Source organism: Mucilaginibacter sp. P2_D11, from assembly GCF_056404435.1.
This window is the reverse complement of sequence record NZ_JBFUEA010000003.1, coordinates 325,274-343,306: the sequence shown is the minus strand read 5'-3', so window position 1 is coordinate 343,306 and position 18,033 is coordinate 325,274. Positions and strand designations below refer to the sequence as shown.

General features: G+C 47.3%; 15 protein-coding genes. 6 read left to right on the top strand and 9 right to left on the bottom strand.

Annotated elements, in window-relative coordinates; genetic code table 11:
* Nucleotides 1–86: 86 nt before the first annotated feature.
* Nucleotides 87–788 carry a CoA transferase subunit A gene (locus AC1DXC_RS06250; RefSeq protein WP_477458282.1) on the bottom strand — a complete coding sequence of 234 codons (702 nt, stop codon included), beginning with the start codon at nt 786–788 and terminating at the stop codon, nt 87–89.
* A 193-nt stretch (nt 789–981) separates the two neighbouring features.
* Between AC1DXC_RS06250 and AC1DXC_RS06245 the strand changes: the two genes are divergently transcribed.
* Complete coding sequence (locus AC1DXC_RS06245) at nt 982–1,494, top strand: hypothetical protein (RefSeq protein ID WP_477458281.1); 513 nt, start codon at nt 982–984, stop codon at nt 1,492–1,494.
* Between the two features lie 2 nt (nt 1,495–1,496).
* On the opposite strand, the gene AC1DXC_RS06240 is transcribed toward AC1DXC_RS06245, so the two are convergent.
* Entirely contained in the window at nt 1,497–2,396 is a 900-nt protein-coding gene (locus tag AC1DXC_RS06240; protein ID WP_477458280.1) for a site-specific tyrosine recombinase, read from the bottom strand.
* A gap of 41 nt (nt 2,397–2,437) precedes the next feature.
* On the opposite strand from AC1DXC_RS06240, the gene aroQ reads away from it, so the two are divergent.
* The 3 genes from aroQ to AC1DXC_RS06225 all read left to right on the top strand — a co-directional run bounded on the left by aroQ (nt 2,438) and on the right by AC1DXC_RS06225 (nt 5,865).
* Entirely contained in the window at nt 2,438–2,857 is a 420-nt protein-coding gene (gene aroQ / locus AC1DXC_RS06235; RefSeq protein WP_477458279.1) for a type II 3-dehydroquinate dehydratase, read from the top strand.
* A 65-nt stretch (nt 2,858–2,922) separates the two neighbouring features.
* Nucleotides 2,923–5,466: a mechanosensitive ion channel family protein gene (locus AC1DXC_RS06230; RefSeq protein WP_477458278.1), complete on the top strand. Its 2,544-nt coding sequence runs from the start codon at nt 2,923–2,925 to the stop codon at nt 5,464–5,466.
* Between the two features lie 126 nt (nt 5,467–5,592).
* The gene (locus AC1DXC_RS06225) at nt 5,593–5,865 is read left to right on the top strand and encodes a UBP-type zinc finger domain-containing protein (RefSeq protein ID WP_477458277.1); all 273 of its coding nucleotides are present in this window, start codon (nt 5,593–5,595) and stop codon (nt 5,863–5,865) included.
* On the opposite strand, the gene AC1DXC_RS06220 is transcribed toward AC1DXC_RS06225, so the two are convergent.
* The 4 genes from AC1DXC_RS06220 to AC1DXC_RS06205 form a co-directional block, all read right to left on the bottom strand.
* Nucleotides 5,835–6,917 (bottom strand): DUF2235 domain-containing protein, encoded by a 1,083-nt coding sequence (locus AC1DXC_RS06220; protein ID WP_477458276.1) that lies wholly within the window; start codon nt 6,915–6,917, stop codon nt 5,835–5,837. The two genes, AC1DXC_RS06225 and AC1DXC_RS06220, sit on opposite strands and share 31 nt — an antisense overlap.
* A gap of 12 nt (nt 6,918–6,929) precedes the next feature.
* Nucleotides 6,930–7,916, bottom strand: a complete 987-nt coding sequence (locus AC1DXC_RS06215; protein ID WP_477458275.1) for an SH3 domain-containing protein — start codon at nt 7,914–7,916, stop codon at nt 6,930–6,932.
* A gap of 221 nt (nt 7,917–8,137) precedes the next feature.
* On the bottom strand, nt 8,138–10,330 hold the full coding sequence (locus tag AC1DXC_RS06210) for an outer membrane protein assembly factor BamB family protein (protein ID WP_477458274.1): 2,193 nt from the start codon (nt 10,328–10,330) through the stop codon (nt 8,138–8,140).
* Between the two features lie 83 nt (nt 10,331–10,413).
* Nucleotides 10,414–11,085, bottom strand: a complete 672-nt coding sequence (locus AC1DXC_RS06205) for a GDSL-type esterase/lipase family protein (protein WP_477458273.1) — start codon at nt 11,083–11,085, stop codon at nt 10,414–10,416.
* A 1,586-nt stretch (nt 11,086–12,671) separates the two neighbouring features.
* Here AC1DXC_RS06205 and AC1DXC_RS06200 point away from each other — a divergent pair.
* Nucleotides 12,672–12,971 carry a DUF779 domain-containing protein gene (locus AC1DXC_RS06200; RefSeq protein ID WP_477458272.1) on the top strand — a complete coding sequence of 100 codons (300 nt, stop codon included), beginning with the start codon at nt 12,672–12,674 and terminating at the stop codon, nt 12,969–12,971.
* A 79-nt stretch (nt 12,972–13,050) separates the two neighbouring features.
* Here AC1DXC_RS06200 and AC1DXC_RS06195 read toward each other — a convergent pair whose 3' ends face one another.
* Nucleotides 13,051–13,515: a DUF6265 family protein gene (locus AC1DXC_RS06195; RefSeq protein WP_477458271.1), complete on the bottom strand. Its 465-nt coding sequence runs from the start codon at nt 13,513–13,515 to the stop codon at nt 13,051–13,053.
* Between the two features lie 148 nt (nt 13,516–13,663).
* On the opposite strand from AC1DXC_RS06195, the gene AC1DXC_RS06190 reads away from it, so the two are divergent.
* The gene (locus AC1DXC_RS06190; protein ID WP_477458270.1) at nt 13,664–15,328 is read left to right on the top strand and encodes an ATP-binding protein; all 1,665 of its coding nucleotides are present in this window, start codon (nt 13,664–13,666) and stop codon (nt 15,326–15,328) included.
* Nucleotides 15,329–15,336: 8 nt separating this feature from the next.
* Here the strand turns inward: AC1DXC_RS06190 and AC1DXC_RS06185 are convergent, their stop codons facing one another.
* Both AC1DXC_RS06185 and AC1DXC_RS06180 read right to left on the bottom strand, forming a co-directional pair.
* The gene (locus AC1DXC_RS06185) at nt 15,337–16,704 is read right to left on the bottom strand and encodes an APC family permease (protein ID WP_477458269.1); all 1,368 of its coding nucleotides are present in this window, start codon (nt 16,702–16,704) and stop codon (nt 15,337–15,339) included.
* A 139-nt stretch (nt 16,705–16,843) separates the two neighbouring features.
* Entirely contained in the window at nt 16,844–17,998 is a 1,155-nt protein-coding gene (locus AC1DXC_RS06180; protein WP_477458268.1) for a hypothetical protein, read from the bottom strand.
* Nucleotides 17,999–18,033 lie beyond the last annotated feature (35 nt).

Here is an 18,033-nt window from a genome sequence, read left to right as displayed (position 1 = left end):
CCGGCAAGCAGAGCGGCTTTGCTGGTCCGACCAGTGTGCCGAAGGTTGCCGCGCTTCACTCGCAATGACGTGGTGGGTTATGGTCGTTAATTATCCCGTTTACGAACGGTGCGTTGTTCAATACGTTTTTCGTAATCCTCTCCCTGGAAAATCCTGTGCACATATATACCCGGTGTATGGATATGATCGGGGTCCAATTCTCCCGGCTCTACCAGTTCTTCTACTTCGGCGATGGTTATTTTGCCGGCCATGGCCATCACGGGGTTAAAGTTTCGGGCGGTAGAGCGGTACACCAGGTTGCCCATCCTATCACCTTTCCACGCTTTTACGATGGCAAAATCGGCATCGAAAGCCATCTCCATCAGGTAATCCTTGCCGTTGAAATTCCGTATTTCTTTGCCTATAGCAACTTCGGTACCGATGCCTGCCGGAGTAAAAATAGCTGGCATGCCGTAGCCTGCCGCCATGCAGCGCGTAGCTAAAGTGCCTTGCGGAATCAGCTCTACTTCCAACTCGCCGCTCAATAATTGCTGTTCGAATATGGCGTTCTCGCCCACGTAAGAGGATATCATCTTTTTTACTTGCCGCTGGTGCAGCAAGAGGCCTATGCCAAAATCGTCCACCCCGGCATTGTTGGATATGCAGGTAAGATTTTTTACGCCTTTTTTCACGAGGGCTAGAATGCATTTTTCGGGTAGGCCGCACATTCCGAAGCCGCCGAGCATCAGCGTGTGGCCGTCTTCAATATCGCGGATGGCCTCATCGGCACCGCTCACTATTTTATTCATGGTAAATAATTGGTTGAGGCAAAACTAATTGAAAGAACGCGAATTCTCACTAATTCAATTGAATTCGAAGAAATTCGTGGTCATTCAATTTTTAATCAAGGCATATTAGACTGCTGTTAATTAACTACTAATTAAAAAATACAAACAAATCCATTTCTCAACCCTTTATTATAAACATCAATCTATAAACAAAATGGAACTAAATCAAAATACCGAGTCAACTGCTTACGAGGTAAAAGACGACGACAACCTTGAGGAAAAAGACCTGAAACGTTCATTTCTCTTTGGTGGCGAAGACGAGGCAAAAAACGGCCGTGAGCCCGGCATGGAAGGTTCGCCTGCGGGAGGGCAGCGTTTCGGCCATAACAGCAATACCCCATCGGGCGATGATAAGAACAACCCTTCGCAGTTGGTTGGCAATAACAATGGTTATATGAGCCGCACAGAGCCATCTGATGAGCATCCCGAAAACAATAATTTCAAAGATGCTAACCAACTTGGCCAGTCCAATTATGCACAGGTGGCGGATGCTGCAACTACCGGGCGGTCGGATACAGAAAACACCGGACCACAAAAGGATAGTAAAGAAGATAGTGGCAACAAAGATGAAGCGGAAGTAAGTTACCAGGAAGGCACCGCTGATGGCGACGATGCAAATATCCCCGGGCCAAACGAAGTACCCGACCAGCAAAAGGTTGGCGAGTAAGCTTAGTTGCGCGGATGGAAATCGGTAATAACGGTTTTGAGGTATTGCCTGTCCAGGTGCGTGTAAATCTCCGTAGTGGTAATGCTTTCATGGCCCAGCATTTCCTGCACGGCGCGCAGGTCGGCTCCGCGCTCAACCAGATGCGTGGCAAACGAATGGCGGAAGGTGTGTGGGCTGATGGTTTTCTTTAAGCCGATGGATGCCGCCAATTCTTTTATCATCATGAAGACATAAACGCGGCTTAGCCGTTTGCCGCGGCGGTTGAGGAACACTATATCTTCCTCCCCCTTTTTTATGGGTATGTGCACGCGTATAAGTTCATTCCAAATTTTTAGGGCGCGAATGGCCTCGCCACCTATTGGTACAAGCCGCTCCTTGCTGCCCTTGCCCGTTACTTTTATAAATTCTATCTCGGGATGAAGGTTCGACAGCCTCAGTTCGGTAAGTTCTGATACGCGCAGGCCGCAGCCGTAAAGCACCTCGAGTATTGCTTTATTACGCGGACCTTCGGGTTTCGACAGGTCGATGGCGCCAATCATCAGGTTTATTTCTTCCAGGCTTAAGGTGTCCGGCAGCTTGCGCCGTATCCTTGGCGTCTCCAGCAATTCAGATGGATTGACTTTGATATAGTCCTCCATCAACAGGTATTTATAGAAGGCTTTAATGCCCGAAATAATACGTGCCTGACTGGAGGGTATCATGCCCAACTCGTTTACCCAGGCAATAAATCCACGCAAATCGTGTAAAGAAAAATCTTTAAGTTCTTTTTTTACTTCCTGTAAATCAGCATATTGATACAGCTTACCTAAATCATCTGTATAAGCTTCTATGGAGTTAGACGATAAGCTTCGCTCGAGCTTGAGATAAGCCTTAAATCCTTTTATTGCGATGGCCCGGTCCAATAGATTTTAGTTTTGATGATTTATGCCTAAGTTTGAAACAAATGAATATACAAATTATAAACGGCCCAAATTTAAACCTGCTTGGCGTACGCGAAAAATCTATTTACGGCAGCGCCAGCTTTGAGGATTATTTAACCGAATTGCAAAAACATTTTACAAACATCAACATAAGTTATTACCAAAGTAACGTAGAGGGCGAAATTATCAACAAACTACATGAGGTTGGTTTTACTGCCGATGGCATCGTGATTAATGCAGGGGCTTATACCCATACCTCCATCGCCATTGCCGATGCCATTGCAGCCATTACTACACCGGTGATAGAAGTGCACATCTCCAACGTTTACAAGCGCGAAGAATTCAGGCACACCTCTATGCTGGCCAGCAATTGCCGCGGCGTTATAGCCGGCTTCGGCATGCACTCCTACCGGCTGGCTATCGAGAGTATGCTACTGGCTTAAGCTCAAATAATTAAAACGTTTTGGCCTGGTTGGTGTTACCACATTGCGTATGCTTAGCCCTTCCCATGAATAAAGTCCTCAAAATAGCCGCTCTCCTCCTATTCATATTTACGTTATTTACGGGGAGTGGTTTTGCTCAGCAGTCCTCCAAAAAAGGCAGGAAGCTGAGCGTCCGTGATTCACTACGCCAATCTATCCTAAAGCGCGATTCGATGATGCGGAGCTTCAAAAAGTCCGACACATCCGTAAATACCTTACTTCAAAAGATAGAGTACTATACGTCCGCTTTCAACCAGATAAAAACCAGCCTGTCTAGGAATATAGATACGATTGACATCAGCCAAAAACTACCGGCGTTCGAAAAGCGGGTAACACTAATAAAAACGCTAATAGACAACGACCGCAGCAGCACCCTGCGCTACCTGTACGCCATACGCGACATACTTACACGCAGCGACGACCAATTGGATACCTGGCAGGAACGCCTTACCGATATCAATGCCAAACTGGTACAAAACCAAAACGAACTGGCGTTGATGGCTAAAGACTCTTCATTGAAGATAATGCCGGCAGATAGCGGTTTGGCCACCTCTTTCCTGAAACAAAAGATAGCCATTGATGGCAAGCATAAAAAGCTGGATGCCACCAATAAAACGCTGCTACTTAAAATAGGGTTGCTGCAAAACCGTACCGCAGCGGTATATATAGCGTTGATAGACCTGCGCGACCAGATAGATCTGAAGATAAGGGAGTTTAGCATCTCCGCCCTGTCTGACGAGAACAATAGTATTTGGGAGATGGACCGGAACACCGAGAGCACCTTTAAAACCGCGCTCACTAAAACGGTGAATATGAATATGCGCCTACTCGGGTTTTTTATCGCCCGCGACCCATTTATCCATTTTGCCGGCGTGCTGGTTTTGGTACTGTTTTACATTTGGATATACACCAACCGCCGCAAATTGCTAAGGATAAAAGAATCGCCGCATACGATTTTGAGCCACGCTAAGTACGCATCGATCTACCCTATAGCTTCGGCCATGATAGTGGCTTTTGCCATCGTACCCAATTTTTATGACCACCCACCAGTAGTAGTGCTGGAGATTTTTTTCACCGTATTAACCGGTTCAATTCTTTACCTGGTGAAAAAAACCTGTCCGCAACAGCTATTCAGGTATTTAGCTATATTATTCTGCCTTACAGTAGTTTATAGTTTCAGCAACTTGTTTGTAGAAGTGAGCAATACCGATAGGGTTATTGTATTGCTGTTGGCATTGATCACTACGTTCGTAACGCAGCGGTTTTACCGTATCGTGAAAAAAGCACCCGAAGATTACCTGCCTTATACCCAAATTATCCTGCGCATATTTACTATCCTGCTTGTATCATCGGCATTGTGCAATATTTTCGGGCGGGTTACCCTTTCAAAAATCCTGGGCGTAACCGCGGTTTATAATCTTTGGCTGGCCCTCGGCATGTATTACCTGGTGCAAATTATTATGCAGAGCCTTTTCCTGCAGCTGGAAGCCAATAAAAACAGCAATAGCCTCAGCTCGTTTATAGATTTCAAAATGCTGCAAACTAAATTCCGCAGTATTTTAACTGTACTAGCCGGCCTGCTTTGGTTAATTATGCTTACGCAAAACCTCAGTGTGGAAGATGCCGTCTTCACATACATCAAAAACTTTTTAACCCAAAGCCGCAGCCTTGGCGGCACCAATACCCAATTTACATTCCAGAGTATCATCGTGTTTATTGCGGTGCTATGGTTATCTTCCGTAGTGGCCAAAATAATCAGCTATTTGTACGATGTGGCCGGCAAAAGCGGTAGCGACATCGACATCCTGAAAAAGAAAAACCGCACCTCTACCCTGCTCATCAAACTGGCAGTATTTGCCGTGGGCTTTTTACTTGCCATCACCGCCTCAGGGTTTCCGCTGGATAAAATAACCATTATCATCAGTGCTTTCGGAATCGGTATCGGCTTTGGCTTGCAAAACATTGTGAACAACCTGGTATCGGGATTGATACTGGCCTTCGAGAAGCCAATACAAATAGGCGACATCATTGAAGTGGATGGGCGTAGCGGCACCATTATGGAAATCGGTATCCGCAGCAGTAAAATTGCCACCAGCGATGGTGCGGAAGTAATTATCCCAAATGGCGACCTGATATCGCACCATGTGATTAACTGGACGCTGAGCAACAGCAACCGCCGCATCGAGCTTATCATCGGCGTGGCCTATGGTTCGGATATTGAGAAAGTAAAAAACACATTGAACAATTTGCTATGCAACCGGACAGACATCATGGAAGACCCGGCGCCACTCGTTTTCGTGCATAATTTAAACGAAAGTTCGGTAGATTTCCGACTGCTGTTTTGGGCAGCTGATATTACCACCTGGCTATCGCTTAAGAGCCACATTCTGACCGACATTTACACAACCTTTGCCAGGGAAGGTATAGAGATACCTTTCCCCCAGCGGGATTTGCACCTGAAAACGGGCGATATAACTGCGGAGATTGCGAACAAAAACACCAATCCCCCGGGTGAGGCGGCTAAAGCTACCGATACCGATGTAACGGACACCATAGCCCCGGCAAGCTAAGAGAATTCAATAGCCTAAACGAAGATTTTTATGATTGCTATGTTGGAATAGTAACTCCACAGTTGTAGAACGGTAACAGCTTTTTTTGTCAAAATCATTACATTCGTGACAATAAAACGCCAACTTATGAACGACCCAAACCTTTGCAAGCATCTGCAAGCCATTACCGAAGTAAAACTGAGCGACGAGCACGTTTGCGAAGAATGCATCAAAACCGGCGATACGTGGTTCCACTTGCGCACTTGCCAAACCTGCGGCGTAACCCTCTGCTGCGACCAATCGGTAAACACCCACATGACCAAGCATAACCGCGCCACGCAGCACCCGGTAATAGCATCTGCCCAGCCTGGCGAACGCTGGCTGTGGTGCTACCCCGACGAAGAATTTGTGGAGTATTGAGGCCCTGGCTGTATATTCCCCGGCTTATAACCCGGTTTGGGGCTAAAATCGAGCGCCATCCGCTGAAAGACAGATTCATCTATTATTTCACCATCACCCATGCCTTGCAACACCGGCCGCACATAGTTGCCCAGCAGGCTAAACGGCAACTTATTGGAATTGTAAACCTCATCTGCTATGTTGGGTTGTATCTTGGCCCTGTCATCAATATACGCCTGCTCAAATGCCAGCCCGGTATTTTTGGCTTTGTTAATTAACCATCGCAACGCAATATCGCTGATGCCCATAGTGGGGTAACCGCCACCAATATTTGAATGTACGCCAGGGAACCACCGCTGTTCTAAAACCTGCTTAACCACCCTGCCATCAGCATTGGCGCTCTGTTTCCATAAGGTGGGGATAAAGTTTTTACGTTGCTCATCAACCGCCAGCGCATGGTAAGCAAAATCTACCGCGCTGCTCAGCGTCGTATCGTGAAACTGGTATTTCTTTTTGTTTTGCATCACCATAAACGGTATGCCCAATGAACCTACGGTATCCCAAACGCCAATGAACTTTACGTGGGCGGCAGGTTCGGGCTGGCTATTCCGTTGCCTGAAACTCACCGCTAGCGCATCATCGGGCTTTATTTTGGTGTTACGGTACAAATCGTATGCCTGCTTAATGAGGTTTAGGTCGTTGTTTTTTACCAGGCCAACCTTGCGTATCATGCCGGCCAAACTGCGGGCCGTGTACGCGCCGCGGCTAAAACCGAAGAGGTATATCTCGTCGCCCTGCTCGTAGTTCCAGATAATGAATTTATAAGCATCCAGTATATTCTCGTCGAGGCCATAACCGGTTGCGCCATCAATTATGCGGCGCAGCTTACTGCCGGTAGAGCCTACGCCCTGGTCGTAATACTTTATCTGCTTTACGCCCTCGCCATCTTCATTGCAAATCGCCTCGAATATCTTTTGCACGTTGGTACGCAGGTTCACCCCCTCCTCCACATCGCCGGGCTTGTTCCAGGTACCATCGCTACAGGTAATGATGCGCTTATTGATTTTTGCCATAACGATATATTATTAAAGCGCCAGGTAATCTTTGCTTACCCATTTGCCATCCATGGCAATCTTGCACCAGTTATTTTCTTCCTTTTCTATGAATACTTCCTGTCCCTGGCTCAGCGTGCCGATTTTGGGGTAGGCGGTGCCGGGCCCGCTGCGCGCATTAAGGGTGCTTGCTTTAACGGTTGCCCTTTTTACCGGTATGGTATATTGCGCGGCAACCCATTGGCTTTGGCTGTTTGATATTTTATACCAGCCGTTGCTTTCCTGGTAAACGCGCAATATAGCGCCCAACAGCGCAGGCGCACCTGCCTTGGCGGCGGCAGCATTGGGCGCAGTACGTATATTAAGGGTTGAGGCTGTAACGCAGGCATATTTCAGCAAATTGCTCGTCGGGGGTGCCGGTGCGGGGGCAGGCGCATGCCCTACGGCAGCTACCAGCGGCAAAAAGCTTGCAAGGGCATTAGCTACCTTGTTGCCACCGAAGAAATTGGTGCCGGGGCAGGTTTTGTTATTCTTGGTGCCGTTGTTGCGCTCGCCGGTACTTAAGTTAAACCAATGGTGATACACTATGTTGGTATCGTTTATGGCCAAACCAAAACGGGCGCAAAGCTTGGCTGTCATCCTGATGATGGTATCGCGCTGAGCGGGCGTCATGGCATCGCCGCCGGTATCGAAATTGCCCAGGTTCTCTATACAAACAGCATGCGCGTTTTGCCCCAATATGCAGGCGGGGCTGCTTTCCATAGAGCGGCCCGTCATAATCGTACCATCAGGAAAGGTGGTGAATTGCTGCGCTATGTCGCTCCAGCCGTTGTGGGCTACGTGGTAATTTTTCATTCCCTGTTGCAGCTCGAAATGGTTATTGCCCTTGAACTGACTGTATGATGGGCTGTAGGTATGGTGCTCCTGCACCGTTAAAATGGTACGTGCCACCTGCAGGCCGGCGAGCCAGGTTTCGAACTCCGCGATGGTCATCAGCGTAAAGCCAAATTTTGTTTTCATAAATAAAGTTTATGCATGCCGATGCCGGGCGGCCGCGCATGCAGGTTTTTAATAGGTTGCTTTGAAACGAGTTATAAATCTCGACAACTTGCAGGAGTACTGCAAGCGGCAAAACACGCAAACAATAAGGGTGAAAACACGGTAAAAAGCCGCAGCTGAATTGACAGATGCGGCCTTTATTGATTGGAATGCCTGTGCTATTGCTCAGGTGAGTATGTTATCTATAGTGAAAACGCTACATAACTATCGCCGGATTTGCTGCCGATTTTGCCGCCGCCGCAGGCAATTACGATATACTGCCTGCCATCTATTTCGTAACAGGCAGGCGTGGCGTAACCCGCTGCGGGTAATTTTGCCTGCCAAAGCACCTTACCTGTTTTTTTATCGAAGGCGCGTATCATGTCATCTCTAGTGGCGGCTATAAACACCAGTCCGCCTTTGGTAACCAAAGGGCCGCCGTAGTTTTCGGTGCCGGTAATGGGTATGCCTTTTTTGGTAAGTTCGGCGTATTCGCCCAAGGGTACCTTCCACAAGAGCTTCCCGGTCGACAAATCAACGGCATTCAAAGTACCCCATGGTGGTTTTATGCCGGGGTAACCGTCTTTATCGATGAAGCGCGTGTAGCCAGCCATGGTGTATGGCGCCGGTGGCAAAGCGCTTTTTGCTGCCGCAACCGGTCCTGACCCGCCCCTGCCTGCCGATCCGGTAGCTTCTTTCTCGGGCAGTTTAAGCAGGAAGGTCAATATTGCTTGTTTTTCTCCCTCGGGGATAGCCTTGAAAGACGGCATCATATTACGCCCGTTATCGATGATGTTTTTTGCCTGTGCCAGGGAGTATTTTTTATCGAGGTTGAGCAAAGCCGGGATAGTGCTTCCATTGCCTTTAAGGTCGGCACCGTGGCAGGTAATACAGCGTTGGTTATACAGCGCATGCCCGGCTCCTGCCAGCGTCTGGTCGTTGTTATCTGTTTTGGGTACATCAATCATTACCTGCGCCCAGGGCAGTTCGCTGCTGTTGATGTACATTATTTTGGTTTGCTGGTCAACCGCCGCGCCGCCCCATTCGCCGCCGCCATCGAAGCCGGGGAAAATCCAGCCGCCATCCTTACTTGGCGGACTAAACATCGCCCGGTACTTCACCTTCAGGTATTTCTCCATCATATCCTTATGGGTTGCAGGCGAAATATCCGTTACGTCCTCCGGCCCGAATTTCTGGCGGGCGAAGGGCTCGGGCAAAGTGGGTATTGGCTGGGTTGGCCAGGGCTTTTCGCCGGGCAGGCCGGATGTTGGCACAGGCGTTTCGTTTATCGGGAAGATGGGCTTGCCGTTAGTACGATCGAACATAAAAATATAGCCGTGCTTGGTTATCTGGGCAACCACATCTACATCTTTCCCGTCACGGTTGATGGTCAGCAGGTTGGGGTTTGCCGGCAAATCGCGGTCCCAAAGGTCATGATGCACGAACTGGTAATGCCATATATATTTTCCGGTCGACGCATCGAGCGCGATAAGCGAATTGGCATACAGGTTTTGCCCCTTGCGGTTGGCACCATAGAAATCGCCGCCTATAGATCCCGTCGGAATATATACGATACCCCGCTTTTCATCCAGCGACATACCCGACCAGTTATTGGCCCCGCCCAGACTTTTCCAGGCATTTTTATCTTCCCAGGTTTCGTAGCCCCTTTCGCCAGGGTGTGGTATAGTATTGAAACTCCAGCGGAGCTTACCCGTCAAAGCATCGTAAGCGCGTATGGGCGCGGGTGCGGCATCTTCGCTTTCGGCCACGCGAACGCCCATCATCAAAACATCTTTATAAATAATGCCCGGCGTGGTAGACGCCACGAAGGAGTGTATCTCGCGGCCAACATTCTCCGTCATATCCAGGTAGCCTCCGTGGCCAAAATCGGCTACCGGCTGCCCGTTGGCAATATCTATAGCATAAACCTTATTGCCAACATTGTAAAATACGCGCTTGTTGCCACCATCGGTATCCTGCCAGTACACTACGCCGCGGCTTACCTTGTAATAAAACATGGGGTTGAATTTGGCAGTGCTATCCAGCGATGCCGGGTCGAACAGCCAGTTTTGCTTGCCGGTGGCGGCATCCAGGGAAAACAGCTTAAGCTTGGGCGTAGAGCCATACAGCGTACCATCGACCATAATGGGATTACATTGGTTTTGGGTGCGGTTGCCTGTATCGCGGTCGTTAGAGGTGTACACCCAGGCCTGTTTAAGTCCCGACACGTTTTGTGTGGTGATGATTTCGCTTGCCGAATACCGAGCGCCATCTTTACTACCTGCATAAGTTGCCCAGCCTTTATAATCTGCCGTTACCGGACCAGCGGAATGTTTACAGGAATAAATAGCGGCCGACAATACTACTGCGGCAGATAGCAAATAAGCTTGTTTCATGAATTTATCAGACTTGGGTAATGGTTTTACTTTATCGGGATAAACCCAAAAGCCCGTCAAGATACAGAATTATCAGATGCAGGTTATTGCTGTTTTACAAAATAATCAATCTGCTTGCGCCAAACGTAATAGCCCGCTGCCGTTAGATGAATACCACCAGTAGTAAGGTCGTTATCAAGCATACCCTTATCGTCAAGGAAGTGCGGGTATAAATCGATAAACGGCACGTTGTTTTCTATGCAAAGCTGTTTTAATTTCGCATTCCATGTGGGTATCAATCCGTTGATTCGAGGCCACCGCGTAGGCAATATCGACTGGATATAAATGCGTGCCGACGACCGCCGGGCCAACTGAATAACCGTAGACATATTGGTTATGAAGGTATCGAGGCGCACATTAAAATTGATATCGTTGACGCCTGCTTCTATGAAAATTTTTCTGGGGCGATGCTTCAAAATAGTTTTGAAGCGCCCGAGTATAAATGCTGATTTTGAGCCGCTGACACCCACGTTCCTGACAGTATCGCTTTTAAATTCTCTGCGCACCGGGAAACCTGCGGTAAGGCTGGTGCCTATAAAAACATTGGCAAGCGTATCGTTTGGCCTGCTTAAAAAATCGGTCCATTTATCCGTTTCGGTAAATGGAGGATTGAAAAAAAAATAGTAATGATAATAAACCCGCTTACCGACAAAAAACAACGCAAAAAGCAGGTTAAGAAAAAGAGAAATTTTGAGCAGGGTGGATTTATACCGCATAGTTGACTTAAGGAGCCGTGCTATTTTTAACATAACAGAGCCGTGGTTAAATACTGCAATATATTAAAAAAAGTAACCCTTAAGCGGCAAAAGGTGAACTTCAGTATTATCGCGTGTATCTTTTAAAGTACTTGAATAACATTCCCTACCTTCTAAACGATTTATAAAGCCGATATAATAAAAAAGCCTAAGTAAAGTTCTGGTGTAACATCCCTATGAAAATATCTTTCGACTTAGATGATACTATAATCCCGGGAAATAAGGCGTTCGAAACAGAGCAGCAAACCTTATTTCAAAGGTTGTTGGGTACTGAACTTATACGAAAAGGGACTGTGGAACTTTTTAAAGAGTTAAAGCAAAGGGGTCATACGGTTGGGATATATACAACATCGAATCGGTCATACGGCCGGATTAAGCTACTTTTCCTATTGAATGGATTCCGGGTTGATTTTGTGATCAACCAAAAGCGGCATTCGCAAAAACTATATAACAGCGGTGTGCATTGCTCAAAGTATCCCTTAGCATTCGATATCGATCTGCATATCGATGACTCCCGAGGCGTTGAAATTGAAGGGCAGAAATACGGGTTTAGAACACTCATCATAGAAGAACAACAGCCGGAATGGGTTAGCTATGTGCTTAATGGAGTGAACTGTAGCAAACTATATTAAGCACGCGATAATTTTTGGCCACGCCGCCGAATGATTTTACTTAACCCATATCATATCAGGGCTCTAATATGATATCCTTTTTTTGATTCCAAAATAGCGTCCAATCTGTTCTTTCTTGTCCAGTCAAAACTAAAGTCATTTAAAATTATTTCTTGGTTGCTGAGCTTTAAAATATACCACTCAGGATAGTCTTTCATTCCTTTTTGATAGAAGTCCAACCAGCTTTTCTAATTTTCCGGAATAGGTTTTCTTGGTTCGTATAACGGTCTGTCAAGAATTGCAGGCAGATTTACGATCAATGATATAATCAACACGTTCATTGCTTTTCTGCCACTATGGTCATCCTCATTGAAAGAGCATCGGCACCAGCCTTGGGCGAACTCAAAGAGGCGTTTATTTTCTCTGGCCTTGTAGAACAGATTGATGAATCAATCATGCGAAAAAAAGCTAAATAAATTAACCATCAATGGCTAAAGAGTTCCTTTTAAGAATATTAAAGAATATTAAAATTCAAGAATTACTGATATTTGATTTTTTAAAATCAGGAAAGGTAACTTCATGGTTAAACTTAACTGCTTGATCAAAACTGCAATAATGCAGCCAGGATTAATACGTAACAGCCACGGTGCCGTAGGTGATCCTAACCCGCATGTGTGAGGCGAAAAAACCCGCTCTACGTATGTAAAAGCGGGTTTTGTACTCTGTGCACTCACCTGAGCAGAAAACTATGATAATTCACTCGTCGTCGATCAATTGAGTCGTCAGACAGGTGCTAGATCTTAAATATTTTCAAATTAACCATCAGAGAAAGACCGGTAACTATGTTTATAATTCTACATTTTTACTTACGCGAATATCTCTGGATGAACTGCCTACCAGAATATTATATTGACCGGCATCAGCAACCCATAGCTGATGTTTCACCAAAGCGGTGGCTGTTGCGATGGTTCATCGCCCATGTGTTTCGAAAAAGGCGACTTTAAACTGGGTGCTGCCGATGTAAAACTGGGCGAGATTGATGGCTGCGAATTTTGGATGAATAAAGACCAGTTTGAGTATTGGAAACACACGCAGTTAACGGTTACTATCACCAAGGGGCGCGGCTCCAGTTTTTCTATCGAGATACCCACAGGATACAGGTTCCTGATACAGTCGCGCTTGTTTACCGATGCGGAACTGGCAGATTTGGAGCCCGTTGAATTTATTGAAGACTAAAGGTTTATACAGGTTTATTTTAGTTGCAAGCCCGGGTAGTGCAAGCGCCGGGCTTGCTCTATATTAATAAGCAACCGGCCTAATCTTTGGCCTTCACGAACACGTAATCTATGGCTTTGCCATTACCGGATATGGTGGCTTTCAGTTTATCGCCGCTAAGCGTGTAGGTTATCATCTTGGGGAAGTCGTGTTCCGGGTTTTCGCACACAAAGCTGCTATCGCTTAGCTGAGTCAGCTTAAAATAAACCGGCTTCTCGTTCTCCGCCACATCGGCCACATAGTAAATGAAGTGGTCTTTCAATATCAGCGTCGTCTTTTCGGTGATGGTGGTGTCGCCGCCTTTTATACGTGCGCCTATGCCCTTCATCTCGGTGATGGATACCCGCTCCCAGCTTTCGTAGCCCGATGTACCCGGCCTTGCGTTGGTGCGTATCCACTTACCCACTAGCCAGTTAAGTTTGCTCATATTAGGTTCGGCAGGGTTGCGCTGGGCAAAACAGACAATGGCCGGTAATAACATTATCAAAGTGAGCAGCTTACGCATGGTGTATTACGATTTGTATCAAATATACAAGGTAATTATCAAAAAACGGCCTTACCAGTCACTGGGTAAACTTCTGTCTGTCCGTTTTTTTAAATCTATAGTAAATATTAGTAATATTGTAGGCATCTATAAATTGGGCTGAGATTGTATGAGCAACGTACCCCCAAACATACAAGCCGACATTGATGCCGTAAACAAAATCCCTATCGTAGAATCGATATTGGAGGTTGTTTGCCGCAGTACCGGCATGGGCTTTGCGGCCATAGCACGGGTGACAGAGGACCGCTGGATAGCCTGTTGCGTGCGCGACGAGATTTCTTTCGGCCTGATACCCGGTGGCGAGTTGATTTTGGAGACCACCATCTGCGACGAGATTAGGCAGAGCCACGAAGCCGTCATCATAGACCATGTAGATTTAGACGACACCTTCCGAAATCACCATACCCCAGCTAAGTATGGTTTCCAAAGCTATATCTCGGTGCCCATCCTTTTAAAAGATGGTAGCTTTTTCGGTACGCTCTGCGCCATCGACCCCAGGCCCGCTGTCCTGAATACCCCGCAAACAAAAGGCATGTTCAAGCTTTTTGCAGAGCTTGTCTCCGTGCACCTGCACGAGGCGGATAAACTCTCCATTTCCGAAGAACGGCTGATGGAAGAGCACCGCAACTCGATACTTAAAGATAGCCTAAACCACGAGCTGGAAGCAGCCAACCGCGAACTCAATACCATACAGGGCCATTTGGAGAACGTAATTAGCAAGTTGATAGATAGCGAGGAGCGCCTTACGCAAGCCATAGATACCGGCCGCATGGGCACCTGGAGCATCGACCCCGAAACATATAAAATAACCATGTCGGCCTTTATCCGGGATATGTTCGGCTTCCCGCTGGATGGGGAGGTACTAATGGAAGATATCATGAACGCCATCCATCCAGAGTACCACCAGATGCTAAACGAGGTACTTAGGAACGCCATAGAGAAGGGCAAAAGCAGCGATACCGAATACAGTATCATCAACCAACAAACGGGCGAGGTAAAATGGGTGCGTGCTACCGGCAAGGTTTTTAAGGCAACCGATGGCAAGCCTGCCGAATACTCGGGCCTGTTCATGGATATTACCGAACGCAAGCTGGATGACCTGCGCAAGAACGATTTTATAGGCATGGTGAGCCATGAGCTGAAAACGCCGCTAACCACCCTTAGCGCCTATGTACAAATGCTGGAGTCGAAAGCGAAAAAAACCGACGACCCATTTACTGCCGGCGCGCTGGATAAAGTAAACAATCAGATAAAAAAGATGACTGCCATCATCAACGGCTTCCTCAACATTTCCAGGCTGGATGCAGGCAAAATTATACTGAACAAGCAAAAATTCGAGATTAACCAACTGGCCTTAGATATGGTAATTGAGGCTAAGCTCGCCATATCTAAACATCACATAACGTTCATACCCTGCGAGCCCGTTACCATTAATGCAGACAGGGATAAAATAGGCAGCGTGATAAGCAACCTGCTCAGCAACGCTGTTAAATATTCACCCCGGAGTGAGGCTATAGAGGTTGCGTGCAGCACCGATGGCAGCATCCTTACCCTGAGCGTACGCGACGAGGGTATGGGCATAAAACCGCAGCACCTGGATAAATTGTTCGATCGTTTTTACCGGGTAGAAACCAAGCACACCCAGCACATCAGCGGTTTCGGCATCGGGCTTTACCTCAGTGCCGAGATCGTGCAGCGTCACAATGGCAAAATTTGGGTAGAAAGCGAAGTGGGCAAGGGCTCTACCTTTTATTTTAGTTTGCCATTGGCCTAAATCAATTCTTAATCCCGGGAATCCTTTAATCCCGTCAATCCTATTTTAAACGGCCATTCCTTGTTTACTTTAGCTTTTATGAAGTACGCTATAGTGCCTGTTGCGATAGCCACCAGGCCGCCTAATACCATGTGCAGGCCGGTTGACACCAATATGCCTAACCATATCAGTATGGCGAGATACACCGGTAGCGGGAACAAGGGCATCTTATAAGGGAATTGCCCGGTTTTACGGGCCTTTCGCAATAGCAACAGTCCAACGGCTTGCGCTATGAATTGGGTGAGGATACGTATAGCCAGGATGGCGTGTATCACATCTACCAGTTTCAACTGCAGGCTGAACAAGAACGCGATGCCGCCCAGCACCAGCAATGATACATAGGGGAAGTTTTTGGTGGGATGCAGCCTGGCGAATACTTTGAAAAAAGCGCCATCGGCGGCGGCGGCGTAAGGGATACGGCTATAACCCAGCGTGGCCGAAAACACCGAGGAAAAAGCCACCAGCAATATTAAACACGTCACCACTTTGGCAGCTGTAGTGCCCATTAGCAATTGCATGAATTCGCTCACCACAAATTTGCTGCCCATGGCCTGCTGCCAGGGTATAACACTCACCACGCTTACGTTCATCAGCATATATAAAACGGCAATACCGGCTATGGATAAGAACATGCTTCGCGGTATATTGCGGGTTGGGTTGATGATTTCGCCACCCAGATGGCAAACATTATAATAACCCAGGTAACTGTAAACACTTTTTACGCTGGCAAAGCCGATTGCCGCCACAAAACCATAATTAAGGTTGATGCCATCGTTTATATGGGCTATAGGGTGCAGGAAATTGCCATGCACTATGCCGCCGAAAATTATCCAAAGCATGGTAACCAGCACACCCACCCAAAGCACTATGCTTATTTTGCCTATAGCTTCTATTTTTCGGTAAAGCAGTATCACAATGCATATTACCACCCCGCCGCTCATCATCTTGCTTTGCATGGCCGATAGCGGCAACAGGTACGAAAAGTATTCGGCGAAGCCGATAGCCGCCGAGGCGATAACCAGCGGGGCCTGTATCATGGTTTGCCAAACGAACAAAAAGCTCATCAGTTTGCCCAGTTTGGTTTTGCCGTAAGTTTCTTTGAGGAAGTTGTAAGATCCGCCCGCCATGGGGAAAGCTGCGCCAAGTTCGCTCCAAACCATGGCATCAACAAAAGAGAGTAGCGCACCCGCCAGCCAGGCGTATAAAAACCAGGGGCCGTTCATGGTGGCTATAACCATAGGCAGGGTAATAAAGGGCCCGATGCCTACCATATCCGTCATGTTTATGGCTGTTGCCTGTGCAAGGCCCAGGCGGCGTACGAGTGATTTTTCAGCCATGCGATATATCTATCGCAAAAATAAATTTATTAAACCAAGCGGTATAATTTATTGGGTCAGTGGTTTGTAATCAATGAGCGAATGTATGAATGAGTGATTTAGTGAATGACTCAATGAACGAATGACTAAAGCTTTTTACCTACTCACAGGCAACGCTTTCCAGCATGAATTTTTTCACCCTTACCGGCGCAACCGGCGTTTTATCCACCCGCCCCTTTAGTGCAAAAATAGCGACGTAACGGGGGGCTATCATCAGTTCTTTCACCGCTAGTTCTTTAAAAGCCGCGTTAGAGGTGCCGCCGGCGGCGTAAAGCAGCCGGTAACGGTTGCCTTGTTTCTCTATCCTGATAGCTGTTTTTTTCAGGTTGTTTATTATCGCCGGGTTGTGGGTAGCGCTATCCAGCGTTAATATGGTGTTGTGTACAAACTCTTCGGGTTTGCCGCCGTTGCCCGGGGTAGCTATGGCCTGCACCAAAATTTCGGCCGGCCTGGTAAAACCGCCAAAAAAATCATTAAAAGCCAGAGAAATACGCATACTAGGGCTATTGAGGTTGGTATCATTCAATAACAATAAACCGGCCTGCTGCCATTCGCCTGCCGGTATAAAATCCTCCATCTGCAATTCGGTAACAAAACAACCAAGCGGCAAAGGCCGTATCAGCAGATTCTTTATCAACGGTTTTGCATTACTATCAGGCCAGTTATCGCCGGGCAGAGTAAAAAGAGTAAGCGCGTTGGGGAATTCGCCCCGCCGCGCCCAATAGCTTTCGTCCTTATTAAGCAAGTGCCAATTCCGGTTCAGCAGGGCATCTTCGCTTAGGTCCTCAAATTTTTCGGCAAAGGTTACGAGGTTATTGTGTTGATACCAGGTGTACCCGGCCAATAAGAGTACCAATGCAGCCAATACCAGCCTAATCCACCCGAAGCTGCGGGGCTTAATAACCGGTGCAATGGCCTTGGCCAAGTGTCTTTCGCGATACAAAAACCAGTATGGGTGGTGCGCCTCGGTGTTTTTGCGGTCAATTTCATTGGTGTAGGGTGCCTTCAGCACATAACGGGCCAGCGTATCCAACGAGGCCACGGAGGGGTTTTCTTTCCCCTTTTTATTCAACACGAAAATGGAATAATTCTTAAGCGAACGCCAGCCAACAGTGAGGCCGGTACAATCCAACAGTTGCTGCTGAAACAGCTTGCCCTCAGTTTCGGTAAGAGGTTGGGCAAGAGAAACGCCAAAGCATCGTGAATGCGCCTCGCGGTATAACAGCGAAAACACAGCTAATTCATGTTCTTCCATTTAACGATAGGTAGCGGCAAATATACAATTCCGGT

Coding starts and splice junctions, on each gene's coding strand:
- AC1DXC_RS06250 (WP_477458282.1), bottom strand. CDS start 788: ATGAATAAAATAGTGAGCGGTGCCGATGAGGCCATCCGCGATATTGAA.
- AC1DXC_RS06245 (WP_477458281.1), top strand. CDS start 982: ATGGAACTAAATCAAAATACCGAGTCAACTGCTTACGAGGTAAAAGAC.
- aroQ (WP_477458279.1), top strand. CDS start 2,438: ATGAATATACAAATTATAAACGGCCCAAATTTAAACCTGCTTGGCGTA.
- AC1DXC_RS06230 (WP_477458278.1), top strand. CDS start 2,923: ATGAATAAAGTCCTCAAAATAGCCGCTCTCCTCCTATTCATATTTACG.
- AC1DXC_RS06225 (WP_477458277.1), top strand. CDS start 5,593: ATGAACGACCCAAACCTTTGCAAGCATCTGCAAGCCATTACCGAAGTA.
- AC1DXC_RS06220 (WP_477458276.1), bottom strand. CDS start 6,917: ATGGCAAAAATCAATAAGCGCATCATTACCTGTAGCGATGGTACCTGG.
- AC1DXC_RS06215 (WP_477458275.1), bottom strand. CDS start 7,916: ATGAAAACAAAATTTGGCTTTACGCTGATGACCATCGCGGAGTTCGAA.
- AC1DXC_RS06210 (WP_477458274.1), bottom strand. CDS start 10,330: ATGAAACAAGCTTATTTGCTATCTGCCGCAGTAGTATTGTCGGCCGCT.
- AC1DXC_RS06205 (WP_477458273.1), bottom strand. CDS start 11,085: ATGCGGTATAAATCCACCCTGCTCAAAATTTCTCTTTTTCTTAACCTG.
- AC1DXC_RS06200 (WP_477458272.1), top strand. CDS start 12,672: ATGTTTCACCAAAGCGGTGGCTGTTGCGATGGTTCATCGCCCATGTGT.
- AC1DXC_RS06195 (WP_477458271.1), bottom strand. CDS start 13,515: ATGCGTAAGCTGCTCACTTTGATAATGTTATTACCGGCCATTGTCTGT.
- AC1DXC_RS06190 (WP_477458270.1), top strand. CDS start 13,664: ATGAGCAACGTACCCCCAAACATACAAGCCGACATTGATGCCGTAAAC.
- AC1DXC_RS06185 (WP_477458269.1), bottom strand. CDS start 16,704: ATGGCTGAAAAATCACTCGTACGCCGCCTGGGCCTTGCACAGGCAACA.
- AC1DXC_RS06180 (WP_477458268.1), bottom strand. CDS start 17,998: ATGGAAGAACATGAATTAGCTGTGTTTTCGCTGTTATACCGCGAGGCG.